Raw genomic sequence first — 15,270 nt, 5'->3', positions numbered from 1 at the left:
AACGACTGGTTGGGTGGATTCACGGATATGGTGAACCGCATCGATGGTCTCGATGGCGATGACCAGGTGCACGGAGGTGGCTTTAATGATGTGCTGACTGGAGGAAATGGAAATGATGTGCTCCACGCTGGTGAAGGCGATGACATCCTCGATGGAGGGTTAGGGCAAGATGCTCTATACGGTGGTCGAGGCCGCGATCGTCTCATTTCTGGTGCTGGCAGCGACATCCTTAATGGTGGCGAGGGAGACGACACTTACGTGATATCAAGCAGTAGTTCGCTGAATCAAATCAGTGATTATGACCCTAGTCCGTTAAGCAATGATACGGTCAGTTTCTCAAGCCTGATGTCCACGGACCTGACTTCAGTTCGCCGACAGAATCTGAATCTCGAAATGAACTTCGTGACCAGTGACCAGGTGCTGATTTCCAACTTCTTTCTTGCTAAGGAATACAGAATTGAGTCTTTTCAGTTTTCCAATGGGTTTACATTGACACAGGCCGACGTGCTCGCCCTCATCCCCCCGGCTTAGCCCCCTCGGCCTTCCCCCCATCATTCGGCCGAGGCCGATAAATCGCCACCCCGATCACGTCCTGCACCCGCCCCGCGTATTTCGCGAAGTTCTCACTGCGAATCACCCCCGCCCCCTCCGCCGCGTGGATCGCATCCACCACCCCGTCGCGCTTCTCCAGGAAGCCCACGTGGGTCACATCCAGCCCCGGCACCTTGGTCACCAGTCCGAAGATGTCGCCGCTGCGCAGCGACGGCAGCACACCCGGCAGTGCCGCCAGCGGGACGTAGGCCTGCTCAAGCACCAGATCCTTCTCCAGCTCCGTGATGCACTGCTTGTTGCGGGCCAGCTGCATCGGCTTGTAGCTCTTGATGTGGTTGCTCATGAAATTCAGCGCCAGCGTGCGGCTGCTGGCCCCCGGCAGGAACGGGGTGAGGTTCACCAGGTAGCCGTTGCGCTCGGCCGCCTCCGCCCAGCGGCTGAAGTAATGCTGCCGGCGGCAGTAGTCCACTTCGCCGTTCACATAGCGCAGCCGCCGCACATGCTGCGTGAACCGCTCCACCCCTTCGTCCTGGGTGTCCACCTTGCGGCTGTTGCTCAGTGCCAGCAGCTGCTCCACGAACAGCAAACAGTCGAAGTTGGTGAGATCCAGCACCAGCTGTTCCTTCGGGCCGCCATCAAGGGAGAACCCCTTGAAGGGATAGTCGAGGAAGCGGCGGGCCAGTTGCACCAGCGCCTGGTTCATCGGCGCCCAGGCCGTGGCATCGATCGCCTCCGCCGCCAGCACCCGCGTTTCACCCACGAATTTCGGCGACGGCTCCGCCAGGGCCACACCCCCCGGCAGGGGCGGCGGCGCGGCCGCAACGCTGCGGCTGGCCGGCGCCACATGGCGCAGCAGCAGGTTGGCCGCTGCAAAGCTGGCTCCGGCGGTGATCAGCACCGTGAGGCCCAGCAGGAGAGTGGGTTTGCGCATCCAGCCGCCGCTGCCGCCACCGCCGCGACCCTACAGCCGCCGTCAGGCGGCGCTGCTCGCCAGCCACTCCCCCAGCCCCACCGCTGGCAGCTCGGGGCTGCTGGTGATCTCGATGATGCGGCCGATCGCGGCCGGGCTCTCCACCGCATCGAGGCACACCCGCGCCACCAGCCGCCGCGGGATGCTGTCGCTCTCCTGCTGGTCGGGGCCGCTGAAGCGGATGCCTTCAGCCTCGATCCCCTCCTCGGTTTCCTTCAGCCCACCGGGGCGCACCACCGTCCACTCCAGGCCGCTGGCGGCCAGCCAGCGCTCCCCCACCCCCTTCCACACCAGGATCAGCCCGAACAGGTTGAGCGGGTGCAACCAGCGGCCGCTGCACAGGGAGCTCACCAGCACCACCCGCTTCACACCGGCGTCCTTGCAGGCGGCGATCTGGGGGCGCATCGCCAGCGCATCCACCTTCAAGGGGCCAGCCAGATCCACCGACGGCCGCGCCCCGGTGGCGATCACCAGGGCGTCGCAGCCGGCCAGTGCCGCCGCCAGCGCCTGCCCGTCACCCAGCTCCAGCCGCACCAGCTCGGCGCCAGCCAGCCCGGGCGGCACCGCCGAGCCCGGCCGCAGGATCGCCTTCACGGCCCAGCCCCGGCCCAGGGCTTCTTCCACCACCCGCCAACCCGTCTTGCCTGAAGCTCCAGTCACGGCGATGCAGGTCATGGGGTGTCTTGCTCCATTGCGTTGAGATCCATTCTCGTGGCCCGGCCGTTGGGATGGCGACAGCCAGGGCGGGGTCCGCTGGGTAGGCTGCCCCCATGGCCGAAATGGTTCTCGAAGTCAGCCACCTGAGCGTGCGGCGTGAGGCCGTCACGGCGGTGGATGACGTCAGCTTCCAGCTGGTGGCCGAATCCGACACCGCCCTGGTCGGCCCGAACGGAGCCGGCAAGAGCACCCTGGTGCAGGCCATCCTCGGCATCCTTCCCCGCCAGGCCGGCGAGGTGCGTTTTCTGGGCTGCAGCCTCGGCAGCCGCGGCCAGTTGCCCCGGGAGCTGCGCGCCAAGCTCGCCTACCTGCCCCAGACCCTGGTGCCCCGGGGCCGTTTCCCGCTCACGGTGGCCGAATTCGTGGGTCTGGGCTGGGATTCGCCGGGCCTCTCCCTGCCATGGCTGGGCCGCCAGGAGCGCAGCAGCGCCATCCGCGCCGCCCTGCGCAAGACCCTCTGCGATGACCTGGCCGACCGTCTGCTCTCCGAGCTCTCCGGCGGCCAGCTCAAGCGGGTGCTGCTGGCTTTCTGCGTCGTGCGCCCCCGCCGCCTGCTGGTGCTCGATGAGGCCCAGGCCGGCCTCGACGCCCGCGCCGCCGAACAGTTCCACACCCTCCTCTACCAGCTGCGCCGCAGCGAAGGCTGGACGATCCTGCAGGTGTCGCACGACCTGGAGATGGTGCGCCGCACCTGCGATGGCGTGCTTTGCCTCAACCGCAGCCTGCGCTGCCACGGCACCCCCGACCACGCCCTCAGCCCCACCCGGCTGGCCCAGATCTACGGCCCCGGCTTCGTTCCCTACCACCATCGGCACCCGCCCCACCGGCCCCCCCACGCCGAGGAGAGCCCGCCGGCCTGAACGTCCCCTCAGCGGGACGTTGGCGCCGCCGGCAGGGGCTGGCCGAAGCGCGTCGGTTGCGCATACAGCCAGCGCAGCGTGGCCCGATCGCGCCCGCTCAGCGCCAGCACCGGCTGGGCCCCGGGAACGGCCGCCATCGCATCGGCCGGATCGTCGCTGTGGCCCCAGAGCCCGAAGGCATGGCCCAGCTCATGCAGGGCGGTGGCTTCGGTGGCCTCCGGCCGCTGGCCCGGGCTGATCAGCACCTGCACCTGGGGTTCCAGGATCCAGCCGCCGCCCCGGTCAGCCTCCACCAGCGCCAGCTCAGCACGGCCGTGGCTGGCCCGGGTGCGGCCGGTGGCCTGCCGCTGCAGCGGCGGCCGCCGCCGCAGGATCCGCACCTGGGCCGCCGCCGGATCCTCCACCCGGGTGATCGTCAGTTCCTTTTGCCATTGGTCCAGGGCCCGCTCCACCGCGCCGAGCCAGAGGACGTCCCAGCGTTGGCCGGCGCCGCCCGTCGCCGCCGGCTCCACCCACACGCACCAGTGATCCAGCCGGGGCCAGCCGAAGCCCGTGGGTCGCAGCCGTTGGCGGTAGTCCTCGCCGGCGGCCGCAGCGGCAACGGCGGCGGACGGTTGCGGCGTTTCCGCCACGGCTCGGGTGGCCACAGCCTTGGCGCAGAGCCCGGGGGCGGCCTGCAGCGGCGCCGCCAGCAGCAGCAGCGCCGGCACCAGGCCGGCCAGCAGCAGGCGGTGCGGCCGGCCCATCAGCCCGCCAGTCCGACTCCGCGGGCCATCAGGGCGGCCATCAGAGGAATGGCGGCGAAGCCCGCCAGCTCGATGTTGAGCACCCAGCGCAGCCGGTTGGCCAGGGCCTCGCTCACCTTGGGCAGCTCCCCCTTGCGCAGCGGAATCGCCCAGAGGATGTACGTGATGGTGGGGTAGAGGGAGAGGGCGCCCACCGCCAGGTAGGTGCCCACCTTCCACCAGAACAGGGGGTTCTCGGTGTAGAAGCTGGTGCCCTGGCCGAAATACAACACCCGCAGGATGCCGCTGAGCAACACCCCCAGGGCCGCCAGGCCGTAGGTCACGTCCGTGATCACCATCAGGATCGCGTCCTTGCGGTCGGGGTCGGGCCGGATCAGGCGCCGCTCCAGCACCAGGGCGCCGAAGCAGACCATGAAGCTCAGGTAGTGCACGTAGGCCACCCCGGCGCTGGAGAGCACCTCGGAGGGGATGGAGAGAAGCCCGGCCATCGGCTGGTGTCACAGGTGGTCGCCCCGGACGGTAGCGGCTGGCTCCAGGCCACCGGGCCCCTTGGCGATCACGGCCTGGAGCTCAGATTGAAATCAGTAGGAAATAGGGAAAGAGTTGGCTCTATGTGGAAGCCGCAACGGAACACTGAAGGCTTTCTGTTCGTTTCAGGAACATCCAGAAACAACCGTAGGTTCAACTCAGCGATTCAGATGCTCTATGGCGAGTTCCCTCAGTGCCTTTCTCGGCGAGATTGGCCGCCATCAGCTGCTCACCCCTGAGCAGGAGCTCACCCTTGGGCGAAAAGTGCAGGCGATGGTGAGCCTGCAGGAACGCTGTTCCGAGGCGGGCGGCAGCGGTCCGGCCTGTGACTACGACGATCTTGAAAAGCGCACCATGCGCAACGGCGAGCGAGCAAAACAGCAAATGGTGACCGCCAACCTGCGGTTGGTCGTCAATCTCGCCAAGCGCTATCAGGGCAAGGGCCTGGATTTACTTGATCTGATCCAGGAAGGCACCATCGGTCTGACCCGTGCTGTCGAAAAGTTTGATCCCACCCGTGGTCACCGTTTCAGCACGTATGCCTACTGGTGGATACGTCAGGGGCTGAACCGGGCCCTCTCCACCCAGAGCCGCACGATCCGCATTCCCGTCAACGTCAACGAGAAACTCACCCGGCTGCGGGCCGCCAAGGCGCGTCACCTCCAGTCCCACGGCCATTCCCCCAACGCCGGGGAGCTGGCCACTGCCATGGGGTTGCCCGTGGCCGAGGTCGAAGACCTGCTGGGCTGCGAGCTGCGCAGCGTCACGGTCAGCCTGCAGGGAGCCGTGCGCTCCAAGGCCGATCCCTCCGAGCTGGTGGACGTGCTGCCCAGCAACGAGCCGGCGCCGATGGAGCGGGCCGAACAGGCCGAGCGCACCGCGTCGGTCTGGACGCTGCTGGAGAAGTCCAACCTCACCCCCAAGGAGCGCACGGTGGTGATGCTGCGCTTCGGGCTCGACGGCAGCCACGAGTGGCGCACCCTCGCCGAGGTGGCCCGGCAGCTGGAATGCAGCCGCGAGTACTGCCGCCAGGTGGTGCAGCGGGCCCTGCGCAAGCTGCGCAAAACCGGCATTGAGAGCGGCCTGGTGGAGGAGTGAACGTAGGGGGATCCACCCCTCGTTGATCGGCCTCCGGGGCCCACAGAATGAATGGACGCCCAACCCGATGGCGTGTCCCTTCCCCCGAGCAGATCGCCATGGCTGTTGCTCCCGCTGATCAGGCCCCCGTCGATGCCGAGGTGCTCGAGAGCGCGGTGCTCGACGAGGCGCTGCTGGTGCGGCTGCTGCGCCGGGCCGGCCGCACCATCGCCCGCCCCGCCTTCGAATGCGTGGAGCTCCTGCTCGATGGCTCCACCCCTCCCCAGGTGCGGCTCACCGTGCTGGCGGCCCTCACCTATCTGCTGCTGCCCCTTGATGTGATCCCCGATTTCATTCCGGCGGCCGGCTTCAGCGACGACATGGTGGCCCTGACGGCCTTGCTGGGGCTCTGCGGCACCCACCGCACGCCGGCGATCCGCGCCCGGGCCCAGAGCCGGCTGGATCGCTGGTTCCCCCTGTTCCGCCAGCAGGGGTAGCGTCTGGCCATGCCAGCGTCCGCCCCCTCCCTCAGCCCGGAGCAGCTCGACGAGCTCCAGAGCCTTCTCAAGGACTGGTTGCGGCTCACCGGCCGTACCCAGTCCGACCTGCGTCGGGCCCTGAGGGCCGGTTCGATCCGCATGCCCGTTCTGCTGGAGGAGCTGCACCGCACCTACAGCCAGCAAGGAGCGGCGGGCCTGGCCGAACGCCTCTGTGCCATTGAGGCCCAGTGGCTGGCCGAGGAGCCTGGCGAGCACGGCGAGGTCTTCGCCGCCGGCGACCCGATGGCGGATTCGATGGGCCAGCTCGACCTGCTGTTGCAGGAAATCCGCGGCGACAGCGGCAGCTGATGTCCCGAGCTCGCCGCGCTGGCGGGTCAGGCGACCAGCCTCCAGAGTGGGGTCTGACCGATCCTGCGGCCCCGCGCCGACGACCACCGCCATGAACGCCACCGCCGTCCTCACCCGCGCTTTCCCCTGGTCCCTGCGGGCCACCGCTGCCCTGGTGGCCGGTCTGTGCTTCAGCAGTGCGGCCGAGGCCCAGGTCGAATCCTTCATGCTCAAGCGTGGTGGCAATGTGGGTCCGGAAACCCAGATCAAGCCCACCAACTGCGTCACCGGCGCCGATGGCTCCGTCACCTGCGACACGGTGATCGAGAATCCGCCCAGTGACACGCCGGCCCAACCCATCTACCAGCCGTTCAAGAACTGATGCGACGCCTGCAGCGGATCTTCCAGGACAGGATCTTTCTTCGCCTGATCGACCATGGCGAGCGCCTGGTGGCCAAGTTGCTGGCCGTCATGCTCTTCCTGGTGCTGTTGGTGGCGGCCCTGAAGTTCACCTTCGAGGTCGTCGTCCAGCTGTTCGACCCCAACCGGCGCTGGGTGGGGGAGGGCCTCATCGCCGTGCTCGGCGATCTGCTCAACCTGCTGATTGCCATCGAGGTGCTGCAGAACATCACCTCCTACCTGCGCCGCCACGTGGTGCAGATCGAACTGGTGCTGCTCACCGCCATCACGGCCGTGGCCCGGAAGGTGATCGTGCTGCCCCCGAACGCCGAGAACAAGCCCATGCTCGTGGTGGGCCTCGGGGTGGCGGTGCTGTGCCTGGCGGGGGCCTTCTGGCTGGTGCGCCGGGTCCATGAGTCGGAGGTCAGTGAGCGGGATGGGGAGACCAGAACAGGGCCAGCCAGATCGTTCCAGGAGGCGGGTCACTCGCCAGCAGCCGGTGCCGCCGGCCCGCACTGATCTGCAGGGTCTCACCGCAGGCCAGGCCGCGGGGTTCGGCCTCATCGGCGAACTGCAACCGGGCGCTGCCCTGCAGCAGCAGCACCCATTCGTGCTCCGTCTGGTCGTACCAGAAGCCCTCCGGGCTGGAGGCGCTGCAGGAGTGGATTCGCTCCAGGCGCAGCTGGGGGGTCTGCAGCAGCACCGTTGTCACTTCCTCCCCAGCGGCAGGGCAGGGGCCCCGCACCAGGGATCCATCCGCCCCAGCGGAGCCTGATCCTGCCCCGTCTCCCGCTGGTGGCTCCCCCCAGCGCCGGCCGATCTCGAAGCCGCAGGAGCGGGCCAGGGCCACCACCTGATGGTGATCGCCACAGTCGCTCAGGGCCGCTCTCAAGGCGGGATCGGCCTCGCTCAGGGCTACGAAGGCATTGAGCTGACGCACCTTCTCCAGGAACTGCTGCAGCTGGGCTTCGGCCATGGGGGAGGTGCGCAGGCGTCAGAGCAGATCCTTGCCCATCCGCCAGCGCAGGAAGGAGACGCCGCCCAGGATCACCGTTTCTTCGCCATCCACCACCCAGCCCCGCCGCTCCAGCAGTGGCCGTGACAGCTGGCTGGCCTCGGTGCGCAGGCGGCTCACCCCCTGGGAGCGGGCGTGCTGCTCCAGGGCCTCCAGCAGGGCGCCCGCCCGGCCTTGGCGACTGGAGCGCCCGCGGCAGTAGAGCAGGGCGAGCCGGTCGAGGGGGTCGAGAAGGGCGAACGCTTCGATGATCGTGTCGTCGTCGTTGGCACAGCTCACCAACCCATGGCCGCGTAGCAGTGACGACCGGAAGGCATCATTGCGGCTCGCCTGTTGTGACCAGGCCTCGATCTGTGACGGGCTGTAGAGATTGCCGGCCTGGCTGATGACCGCCTCGTGATACACAGCGACCAGCTGCTGGCAGTCATCGGGCTGGAGTGGACGGATCGGCAGCATCGTGGCGGTGAATGTGCATGGATTGTCGCCGCTTTGGGCAGAAGGCTGATGGCGCTGGTGTATGTTTTATGTCTAACCACACAGCCGACACCGCGTACATACCATGTTGACAGGATCGGAATTGCTGGCCAAGGTCAAGGAACTCGGCGATGTCGGCAAGTCCGAGATCGTGCGGGCCTGTGGCTATGTTTCCACCAAGAAGGATGGCGCCGAGCGCCTGAACTTCACCGCTTTCTACGAGGCCCTGCTTGAGGCCAAAGGCGTCGAGTTCGGTGCGGCCGGCAAGGTGGGCAAAGGCGGGCGCAAACTCAGTTATGTGGCCACCGTGCAGGGCAACGGCAACCTGCTGATCGGCAAGGCCTACACCGCCATGCTCGATCTCAAGCCCGGCGACGAGTTCGAGATCAAGCTCGGCCGCAAGCAGATCCGCCTCATTCCCGCCGGCAGCGCCGACGAAGAGGATTGATCCGCTGGCGCCCGCTGGTCTCGGTGCTGGTGGCCCTGCTGATGGTGCTTGGCCTGATCCTGCCGCCTCCGGCTCTGGGTTTCCCCGGGGCCGCTTTGGCCGTGGATCCCGGTGATTCCGGACGCGTCAGTCTCGAAGCCGGCGGCCGCCTGTTTGAGGCCCATTGCGCCGGCTGCCATGTCCAGGGTGGCAACATCCTTCGCCGCAGCAAGACATTGAAGCTGGCAGCACTGGAGCGCAATGGCGCCGCCGACCCAGCGGTGATTGCCACGATCGCCGCCGCAGGCATCGGCCAGATGGGTGGTTACGGCGAGGCCCTCGGTGATGGCGGGGCCGAAGCGGTGGCCGCCTGGGTGTGGCAGCAGGCCCAGGCGGGCTGGCCCCGCGGCTGAGGCTGGCATCAAGGCTCCACGCCGCCGCCCGATTCAGAAGGCCTGGATCCAGGGATAGACCTCCACGGCCGTCCAGATGCCCTGGCGCCAGTAGATGTCCCCTTTGACGAGGCTCTCCACCGTCTCCAGGTCATCGGCTTCGTAGAGACCGAAGACGTGGCTGGCGTCGACTGTGGGCCCCAGGGTGAGCAGCACGCCCTCCTCCTTCTGGCGTTGCAGTCCGGCCAGATGCTCGTCGCGGTAGGGGGTGCGGCGCTCAAGGGCGTCGGCGCAGTAGGTGCCCCAGAGGACGAATTTCATGGGCCGCAGGGTGGTGGATGAACGTTCCTCAGCCTTTCATTCTCTGCGCCCTTCGTTGCTTTTCTGAAACACCAGCAGGCGGTTGTTGGCCGGCATCGCCGCATCGGCCTGCAGGTGCAGCCCCAGACGGGCGGCTTCGACCTGAAGCGCCTCGGCGTCACGCACCCCCATGGCCGGATCGATCTGGCGCAAGTGGAGGTCGAAGGCCCCGTTGCTGGCGGCGGTGTGTCCATCGCCGTAGCGGAAAGGGCCGTAGATCAGCAGCAGGCCATCGACCGTCAGCACCCGGGCACTGCCGGCCAGCAGGTGGGGCACGGCGGCCGCCGGCATGATGTGCAGGGTGTTTGCTGTGAACACCGCCTCGAAGGGCCCGGCGGGCCACTGGGCCTCGGTCACATCCAGCACCAGCGGCGGTGCCACCCGGGCCCCCGGGGCCAGCCCCGCCTGGCCCTCCAGGGCGATGCGTCCAGCCAACCCCGCCAGGGATTCGGAGCACTCACTGGGCTGCCAGCGCACCCCCGGCAGATGGCGAGCCATGTGGATGGCGTGCTGGCCACTGCCCGAACCCACCTCCAGCACCCGGGCCTCCGGGGGTATCCAGCGGCGCAGCAGCGTCAGGATCGGCTCCTGGTTGCGCAGGCAGGCGGGGGAGAACGGCAGGCTGTCGGGGAGCATCGGCCCATCATGGGGGTAGTCGCTCGATGGCCATGCGAACCCCTGCTCTGCGCTCCAACCCATGGCTCAGCCCGGCGTCACTGCTGGCTGCCCTGGCGCTGCTGCTGTCGTTGAGTGCCTGCGCCCCTGTGCTGTAGGTCGGCTCGTGCTGTAGCTCGGCTAAAGCGGCTGATCGAGGGCGGCGCGCAGCTCGGCGGCGAAGGCGCCGGCATCGGCGGCCACATCGGCTCCGCTCTGGTGGGCCTGGGCCATGCGCCGCACCAGGGCGCTGCCCACGATGGCGCCGTCGCCGCCCCAGCGGCGCACCTGCAGGGCCTGCTCGCCGGTGGCGATGCCGAAGCCCACGGCCACCGGTGTGGGGCCCAGTTGCCGCAGCTGCTGCACCAGTGGCCCCACCCGCGTTTCCAGGCTGGTGCGCACCCCCGTCACCCCGGTGACACTCACCAGGTAGGTGAAGCCGCGGCTGGCGGTGTGGATGCGGGCCATGCGCTCGGCCGGGGTGTTGGGGGCCACCAGCAGCACCAGATCCAGCCCATGGCCGGCCGCGATGGCCGAAAGCTTCTGGGCCTCCTCCAGGGGGAGATCGGGCACCACCAGGCCGGCGGCACCGGCGGCGGCGGCCTCGCGGCAGAAGCTGTCCATGCCCCGGTTCAGCAGGGGGTTGCTGTAGGTGAACAGCACCACCGGCAGGGTCAGCTGGCCCCGCAGGGACGCCAGCATCGCCAGCACCCGGCCCGGGGTGGTGCCGGAGGCCAGGGCCCGGCTGGCGGCGGCCTGGATCACCGGGCCATCCGCCAGCGGATCGCTGTAGGGGATGCCCAGTTCGATCAGGTCGGCGCCGGCGGCCTGCAGGGCCAGCAGGCTGGCGGCGGTGATCGACAGATCGGGGTCCCCCGCCATCAGAAACGGCATCAGGGCACAGCGACCCTCGGCCCGCAGGGCGGCGAAGCGCTGCTGGATCGGCGTGGGGGTGGTGGCAGGGCCGGCGGTGGCGGCAACGCTCATCGGGCCGGGTTCAGGACGGTGCCCCTGAGCCTATGGGGTCGTCTTCACATCTCAGCATCGGCCTGCAGCTGGCCCACCTCGGCCAGGAGCTTGGCCTGCTCCTCGGGGCTCATGGCGTCGAACTTGCGCTGCAGCTCATCGTCGGTGACGGCGTCGTAGGCGGCCCGATAGCGGCGCCGCTGCTCCATGTAGGTCATCTTGCCGCCCACCACACGCAGCAGGTAGCTGGCCGTCCAGCCAAGCACCACCAGCATCAGCAGGGCCGAGGCGGCGATGCCGGGGGAGAAGCCCTCCAGGCCACTGGAGCGGAACACCCAGTAACCGCCACCGCCGATGGCGAAGACCGCCAGTCCCAGCAGGATCGCCTGTGCTCGGGTCACCGATCAGGCCTCGCCCTGGCCGGCCATGCGCAGGTTGAGGAAGGGGGCGAACAGGATCAGCCCAGGGAAGAACAGGAACACCAGGCCGTAGATGGCCGTGCGCTCGATCTTGCCCATCACGGTCCAGCGCTTGTGCATCCACCAGTAGAGGGCCAGGGGCACCACCACCAGGTACGCACCGGCCAGGGCGAGGTAGGCGCCGATCACCAGCAGGGTGTCGAGCGGCAGGCTGCTCAGGGGTCCGCTCAGGGCCACCGGGGGTGTCGCGAAGTGGAGTGAATCTAGGATCCCTCGGCGGGGGCATGGCGAAATTGGTAGACGCAGCGGACTTAAAATCCGCAGGCCGCAAGGCTGTGGGGGTTCAAGTCCCCCTGCCCCCATCACCGGTGCTTCTGGGAGTGGGCTCCTGATGCTTGCGCTCCTGCTGGAGCTGGTGGGCCGGCCGGTGCTGCAGGCCATCGCGCGACCCGAGCCCCGCGCCCGCCTGGCCCCGCTGCCGTTGGCCCCTCCTGGGTCCTACACGGTGCTGGTGGCGGATTGGGGTCACCACACCTCGATCGTGGTGCAGCAGCCACCAGGCTGGCGCCTCGGCCCCCCGGGGGCGGAGGCGGCCCCGTTCGTGGAAGTCGCCTGGGGCGACCGGCGTTACTTCCATGCCGCCGACCGCAGCCCCCAGACCCTGTTCGCTGCCCTGTTTCTGCCCACTGAATCGGTGCTGCTCCTCGCCGGCCACCCCGATCCACCGCGGCTGGAGGGAACGGTTGCCGTGCTGCAGCGTCGGGTGGAGGCCCCCACCCTGCAGGCCCTGCTCACCGCTCTGGAACGCTCGGCCCAGCGCACCCCCGCCGGCGAGCGACTCCCCCCCCTGCCATGGCGGCCCGGCCACGGGGGCCGTTTTGTCCTTGCCAACGGCACCTATCTGTGGACCCGCAACTGCAACTGGTGGACCGTGCAGCGGCTGCGGGAGGCCGGACTCGCCACCGACCCGACAGGGGTGGTGGTCGCCGCCCAGGTGCCTGGGCGTCTGCGGGGCTTCCGGCCCTTGGCCAGGCCAACAGGGCAGGGTCCTGGGGCGATCGGCCCCCATCCCTGAGCCTGAGAGTCGGGCCGCGATGCACGGCAAGCAGGACAAAAGTTCATCACACGTTGTGTCTGTGGCTCTCCACACGCAGCGTCTCCCTGGTCTTTCTCCGGGGTCTCGCTCGGCCTAGACCTACGCCAACGTGGGATTCGACCATTGGTACATGTCGCTCCGCTCCTGGCCGCCACCTGCTTGGCGGGTTTTGCCCTGTTGCAGTTGCTGTTCAGCATCGGCACCTGGTGACCCTCTGAGCCGTCCCACTTGCCGGCAAGGCTCATGGGATCGAAACGCGGCAGAAAGGTTCGCGGCGGAAACGCCTGTAGACATCAAAGTCGCTGTCCAGACTCAGGATCTCGGCCACATCCAGCCGCTCCGAGAGTGCCACCAAGGTGAGATCGGCGAAATCGCCTGGCAGATCGGCATAGCGCTCGTTGAGTTCCACGACGCGGGCATAGTCCTCCGGAAGCAGATGGATGGCCTCAACTCCCCCGCTGCTGGCGGCCCCAAGCAGGTGGTTCTGAGCGGCGAGGACGCGGGGATCGCCTGGATCACCGAGCAGCCAGAGCACGTCGGCGATGCAGATCGGTGATGTGATCAGCTGCGCGGCGGTCTGATCAAAGAAGTCCACAACCGCTTGATGCAGGGGCTCCTGGTGCTGGTAGTAGCTGAGCAGGATGCCCGAATCGATGAGGATCCGCCGCATCAGCGCCGTTCCGTGCGTCGCTCCGCGAGTCGCTGGCCAAGGAGCTGCCGCCGCTGCTGACGGCTCGCACTGCCGGGCGGCAAGGTGTCGAGAAAGTGGTCCGGATGGCCGCCCAACTGCTGGGTGATCGATGGGTTGGGCTGTCGCTGCTGCCAGCGTTCGCGTATCAGCTGGCGGACCAGGGAGCTTTTGTCTTGGCCCGATTCGGCCAAGAGGTCGTTGAGGCAGTGCTCCGTCTCGCTATCCAGCCTGACCGTGAGGGGCATGCTCCGCAGGGGATCACCCCTGTACGACGAATAAAAAGAGTGTAGTACAGGTTGGCTGACGGCCCGTCCGCCGACCGTCCGATGATCGACGCCCCTGTCCACTTCCGCCATGAAGGTGATCGTTGATCTCTGCGTGGTGCCGATCGGTGTGGGAGTGAGCCTGGCCTCCTACGTGGCCGCCTGCGAGCGGGTGCTGCAGCAGGCCGGTCTGACGATCCGGCTGCATCCCAACGGCACCGCCATCGAGGGGGAGTGGGTGCCGGTGATGGCGGCGATCGAGGCCTGCCATGGTGCCGTCCATGCCATGGGCTGCCCGCGGATCTTCACCACCGTGACGATCAACACCCGCACCGACCGCGACCAGAGCCTCGACGACAAGCTGGCCAGCGTGCAGGCGCTGCTGGTGGGAAACTGATCAGATTGGTGCGCTGCGGGCGGGGCTGACGATGGATCCAGCCGCGTCCTCCGGCAGCCGGGCCGGAAGCTTCGGGATCCTGCTGTTCCCAGGGGTGGAGGAACTCGACGCCGTCGGACCCTGGGAGATGGCCGCCCTGTGGGCGCGTCAGCCCGGAGGCCCCACGGAGTGCCTGATGATCGGTCAGGGCGAGGGTCCGATCACCTGCGCCAAGGGCCTGGTGCTGCTGCCCCAGGCCAGCTTTGCCACGGCCCCGCCCCTGGATGTGTTGCTGGTGCCGGGCGGCCTGGGCACCCGTACCGAGGTGAACAATGCTGCGTTGATCGCCTTCATCCGCCAACAGGCGGCCCAATGCCGGGCGGTGCTGTCGGTCTGCACCGGAGCGTTCCTGCTGCATGCCGCCGGCCTGCTCAGCGGCAAGCGGGCCACCACCCACTGGGCCTCCCTGGAGCGCCTGCGGGCCCTCGGTGATGTGGCGGTGGTGGAAGAGCGCTTCACCCGGGACGGGGCCATCTGGACGGCGGCCGGCATCTCGTCGGGCATCGATCTCACCCTGCAATTCATTGCTGAAACGGCAGGAGAAGTGGTGGCCGCTCAGGTGCAACTCGAAGCGGAATATTTTCCTTCGACGAAGATCTATGGGGCTGCCGCCAGCAGTGGCAAGGGGGCGGCTTACTTCCAGACATCGTGAGACGAATGGATAGGTGTTTGCACTCATCTTGCCGACGATTCATTCTGATTATGATGAGTCAAGAACGGAGGAAATCCCATGGCAACCTGTGAGCTATCCAGTACAACGACCTATCCCCATCCCAACGCCGCGGAAGCCCTTCATCAGCTGAAGGATCTGGCCCAGCGTGATCCGTTGTTCTCTGATGCCCTGCAAGCAACCGATTCGCCCCAGGCGGCGTCCGATCTGGCCAGGCAGCACGGCATCGAGGTGAGTCCGGCCGCCCTCTGGCGTCACCGGGGCACCCTGGCCAGCGGGGGGCAGCCCACCTGGCGTGGCTGAAGCCAGTGTCAACGAGGGCTGGCTCAGCCTTGGGGTGGCCCCTTGAGTTCGATGCTGTTCCCCTCCGGATCTTCCAGGTAGAGGGCGGGGCCGACGCCTTCGGCGCCGTAGGAATGATGGAGGGGACCGGCCTCGAGGCCATGCCGGCGGAGATGGGCCCGCAGGGCTTCTTCGTCGAAGGGCTCGATCCGCAGGCAAACGTGATCGAGGTTGTGGCCTTCCGTCCCCGGCCCCGCACCACCCCGGCGACCCAGCTCCCCGTTGACATCCGCCAGATCGATCAGACCACTGCCGGCCTTCAGGTGGATCAGTCCCAAAGCGTCGTTGCGTCGTGTCACGACGCAGCCCAGCACGTCGGCGTAGAAGTGCTCCATGCGTTTCAGATCCATGCAGCGCAGGACCACATGGTCAATGCCGGTGATCTCCAT

At 67.8% G+C, this 15,270-nt stretch carries 27 protein-coding genes and 1 tRNA gene; 14 read left to right on the top strand and 14 right to left on the bottom strand.

Features of this window, described 5'->3' with window-relative positions; genetic code table 11:
* Positions 1–531 (top strand): calcium-binding protein (locus tag KUG43_RS13910; RefSeq protein ID WP_286194796.1); only part of this gene is annotated, 531 nt, incomplete at its 5' end.
* On the opposite strand, the gene KUG43_RS13905 is transcribed toward KUG43_RS13910, so the two are convergent.
* Both KUG43_RS13905 and KUG43_RS13900 read right to left on the bottom strand, forming a co-directional pair.
* Entirely contained in the window at positions 515–1,483 is a 969-nt protein-coding gene (locus KUG43_RS13905) for an N-acetylmuramoyl-L-alanine amidase-like domain-containing protein (RefSeq protein ID WP_216909991.1), read from the bottom strand. The genes KUG43_RS13910 and KUG43_RS13905 overlap by 17 nt on opposite strands.
* Before the next feature lie 42 nt (positions 1,484–1,525).
* Positions 1,526–2,197: an SDR family oxidoreductase gene (locus tag KUG43_RS13900; protein ID WP_216909989.1), complete on the bottom strand. Its 672-nt coding sequence runs from the start codon at positions 2,195–2,197 to the stop codon at positions 1,526–1,528.
* Between the two features lie 95 nt (positions 2,198–2,292).
* Between KUG43_RS13900 and KUG43_RS13895 the strand changes: the two genes are divergently transcribed.
* The gene (locus KUG43_RS13895) at positions 2,293–3,099 is read left to right on the top strand and encodes a metal ABC transporter ATP-binding protein (protein ID WP_216909987.1); all 807 of its coding nucleotides are present in this window, start codon (positions 2,293–2,295) and stop codon (positions 3,097–3,099) included.
* A gap of 8 nt (positions 3,100–3,107) precedes the next feature.
* Here the strand turns inward: KUG43_RS13895 and KUG43_RS13890 are convergent, their stop codons facing one another.
* Both KUG43_RS13890 and KUG43_RS13885 read right to left on the bottom strand, forming a co-directional pair.
* Positions 3,108–3,845, bottom strand: a complete 738-nt coding sequence (locus KUG43_RS13890) for a peptidase (protein ID WP_286194795.1) — start codon at positions 3,843–3,845, stop codon at positions 3,108–3,110.
* Entirely contained in the window at positions 3,845–4,333 is a 489-nt protein-coding gene (locus KUG43_RS13885) for a DUF2214 family protein (RefSeq protein ID WP_216909985.1), read from the bottom strand. Before KUG43_RS13885 ends, KUG43_RS13890 begins: the two co-directional genes overlap by 1 nt.
* A gap of 217 nt (positions 4,334–4,550) precedes the next feature.
* Here KUG43_RS13885 and KUG43_RS13880 point away from each other — a divergent pair, with 217 nt between their 5' ends.
* From KUG43_RS13880 to KUG43_RS13860, 5 genes are all read left to right on the top strand, one after another.
* A complete protein-coding gene (locus KUG43_RS13880; protein WP_216909983.1) occupies positions 4,551–5,471 on the top strand; it encodes a sigma-70 family RNA polymerase sigma factor in 921 nt (306 codons plus the stop codon).
* A gap of 98 nt (positions 5,472–5,569) precedes the next feature.
* The gene (locus KUG43_RS13875) at positions 5,570–5,947 is read left to right on the top strand and encodes a YkvA family protein (protein WP_216909981.1); all 378 of its coding nucleotides are present in this window, start codon (positions 5,570–5,572) and stop codon (positions 5,945–5,947) included.
* A gap of 9 nt (positions 5,948–5,956) precedes the next feature.
* Complete coding sequence (locus KUG43_RS13870; RefSeq protein WP_216909980.1) at positions 5,957–6,298, top strand: hypothetical protein; 342 nt, start codon at positions 5,957–5,959, stop codon at positions 6,296–6,298.
* A gap of 91 nt (positions 6,299–6,389) precedes the next feature.
* Positions 6,390–6,659: a hypothetical protein gene (locus tag KUG43_RS13865; RefSeq protein ID WP_216909979.1), complete on the top strand. Its 270-nt coding sequence runs from the start codon at positions 6,390–6,392 to the stop codon at positions 6,657–6,659.
* Positions 6,659–7,195, top strand: a complete 537-nt coding sequence (locus KUG43_RS13860) for a phosphate-starvation-inducible PsiE family protein (protein ID WP_216909978.1) — start codon at positions 6,659–6,661, stop codon at positions 7,193–7,195. The genes KUG43_RS13865 and KUG43_RS13860 overlap by 1 nt, the downstream gene beginning before the upstream one ends.
* On the opposite strand, the gene KUG43_RS13855 is transcribed toward KUG43_RS13860, so the two are convergent.
* Entirely contained in the window at positions 7,101–7,652 is a 552-nt protein-coding gene (locus KUG43_RS13855; protein WP_216909977.1) for a Nif11 domain/cupin domain-containing protein, read from the bottom strand. The two genes, KUG43_RS13860 and KUG43_RS13855, sit on opposite strands and share 95 nt — an antisense overlap.
* Positions 7,653–7,670: 18 nt before the next feature.
* Positions 7,671–8,147: a GNAT family N-acetyltransferase gene (locus tag KUG43_RS13850; RefSeq protein WP_216909976.1), complete on the bottom strand. Its 477-nt coding sequence runs from the start codon at positions 8,145–8,147 to the stop codon at positions 7,671–7,673.
* Positions 8,148–8,250: 103 nt separating this feature from the next.
* On the opposite strand from KUG43_RS13850, the gene KUG43_RS13845 reads away from it, so the two are divergent.
* Positions 8,251–8,613 carry an AbrB family transcriptional regulator gene (locus KUG43_RS13845; protein ID WP_216909975.1) on the top strand — a complete coding sequence of 121 codons (363 nt, stop codon included), beginning with the start codon at positions 8,251–8,253 and terminating at the stop codon, positions 8,611–8,613.
* Complete coding sequence (locus tag KUG43_RS13840) at positions 8,610–9,005, top strand: c-type cytochrome (RefSeq protein WP_286194793.1); 396 nt, start codon at positions 8,610–8,612, stop codon at positions 9,003–9,005. The genes KUG43_RS13845 and KUG43_RS13840 overlap by 4 nt, the downstream gene beginning before the upstream one ends.
* A gap of 33 nt (positions 9,006–9,038) precedes the next feature.
* Here the strand turns inward: KUG43_RS13840 and KUG43_RS13835 are convergent, their stop codons facing one another.
* From KUG43_RS13835 to KUG43_RS13815, 5 genes are all read right to left on the bottom strand, one after another.
* Positions 9,039–9,305, bottom strand: coding sequence for a YciI family protein (locus KUG43_RS13835; protein ID WP_216909973.1), 267 nt, complete (start codon positions 9,303–9,305; stop codon positions 9,039–9,041).
* A gap of 36 nt (positions 9,306–9,341) precedes the next feature.
* Positions 9,342–9,980, bottom strand: coding sequence for a DUF938 domain-containing protein (locus KUG43_RS13830; protein WP_216909971.1), 639 nt, complete (start codon positions 9,978–9,980; stop codon positions 9,342–9,344).
* 159 nt (positions 9,981–10,139) lie between these two features.
* A complete protein-coding gene (trpA, locus tag KUG43_RS13825) occupies positions 10,140–10,985 on the bottom strand; it encodes a tryptophan synthase subunit alpha (RefSeq protein WP_216909969.1) in 846 nt (281 codons plus the stop codon).
* Positions 10,986–11,029: 44 nt separating this feature from the next.
* Entirely contained in the window at positions 11,030–11,365 is a 336-nt protein-coding gene (locus KUG43_RS13820; RefSeq protein ID WP_216909967.1) for a DUF3007 family protein, read from the bottom strand.
* Positions 11,366–11,368: 3 nt separating this feature from the next.
* The gene (locus tag KUG43_RS13815) at positions 11,369–11,620 is read right to left on the bottom strand and encodes an NAD(P)H-quinone oxidoreductase subunit L (protein WP_216909965.1); all 252 of its coding nucleotides are present in this window, start codon (positions 11,618–11,620) and stop codon (positions 11,369–11,371) included.
* A 41-nt stretch (positions 11,621–11,661) separates the two neighbouring features.
* Between KUG43_RS13815 and KUG43_RS13810 the strand changes: the two genes are divergently transcribed.
* Together KUG43_RS13810 and KUG43_RS13805 are read left to right on the top strand one after the other, a co-directional pair.
* Positions 11,662–11,745: transfer RNA gene (locus KUG43_RS13810), tRNA-Leu, on the top strand.
* A 29-nt stretch (positions 11,746–11,774) separates the two neighbouring features.
* Positions 11,775–12,458 (top strand): DUF2459 domain-containing protein, encoded by a 684-nt coding sequence (locus KUG43_RS13805; RefSeq protein WP_216909963.1) that lies wholly within the window; start codon positions 11,775–11,777, stop codon positions 12,456–12,458.
* A 262-nt stretch (positions 12,459–12,720) separates the two neighbouring features.
* Here KUG43_RS13805 and KUG43_RS13800 read toward each other — a convergent pair whose 3' ends face one another.
* A complete protein-coding gene (locus tag KUG43_RS13800; RefSeq protein WP_216909961.1) occupies positions 12,721–13,149 on the bottom strand; it encodes a type II toxin-antitoxin system VapC family toxin in 429 nt (142 codons plus the stop codon).
* Positions 13,149–13,415: a YlcI/YnfO family protein gene (locus tag KUG43_RS13795; RefSeq protein WP_216909959.1), complete on the bottom strand. Its 267-nt coding sequence runs from the start codon at positions 13,413–13,415 to the stop codon at positions 13,149–13,151. The genes KUG43_RS13800 and KUG43_RS13795 overlap by 1 nt, the downstream gene beginning before the upstream one ends.
* 109 nt (positions 13,416–13,524) lie before the next feature.
* On the opposite strand from KUG43_RS13795, the gene KUG43_RS13790 reads away from it, so the two are divergent.
* The 3 genes from KUG43_RS13790 to KUG43_RS13780 all read left to right on the top strand — a co-directional run bounded on the left by KUG43_RS13790 (position 13,525) and on the right by KUG43_RS13780 (position 14,842).
* Entirely contained in the window at positions 13,525–13,830 is a 306-nt protein-coding gene (locus KUG43_RS13790) for an MTH1187 family thiamine-binding protein (protein ID WP_216909957.1), read from the top strand.
* 31 nt (positions 13,831–13,861) lie between these two features.
* Entirely contained in the window at positions 13,862–14,521 is a 660-nt protein-coding gene (locus tag KUG43_RS13785; RefSeq protein WP_216909955.1) for a DJ-1/PfpI family protein, read from the top strand.
* 78 nt (positions 14,522–14,599) lie between these two features.
* Complete coding sequence (locus tag KUG43_RS13780) at positions 14,600–14,842, top strand: Nif11-like leader peptide family natural product precursor (protein ID WP_216909953.1); 243 nt, start codon at positions 14,600–14,602, stop codon at positions 14,840–14,842.
* A gap of 23 nt (positions 14,843–14,865) precedes the next feature.
* On the opposite strand, the gene KUG43_RS13775 is transcribed toward KUG43_RS13780, so the two are convergent.
* Positions 14,866–15,270, bottom strand: a complete 405-nt coding sequence (locus KUG43_RS13775; RefSeq protein WP_286194792.1) for a VOC family protein — start codon at positions 15,268–15,270, stop codon at positions 14,866–14,868.

This window comes from Synechococcus sp. CCY 0621 (assembly GCF_019038465.1).
GTDB lineage: Bacteria > Cyanobacteriota > Cyanobacteriia > PCC-6307 > Cyanobiaceae > Cyanobium.
Note: the sequence above shows the minus strand (reverse complement) of the source record. Positions and strands in the feature narration are given on the sequence as shown.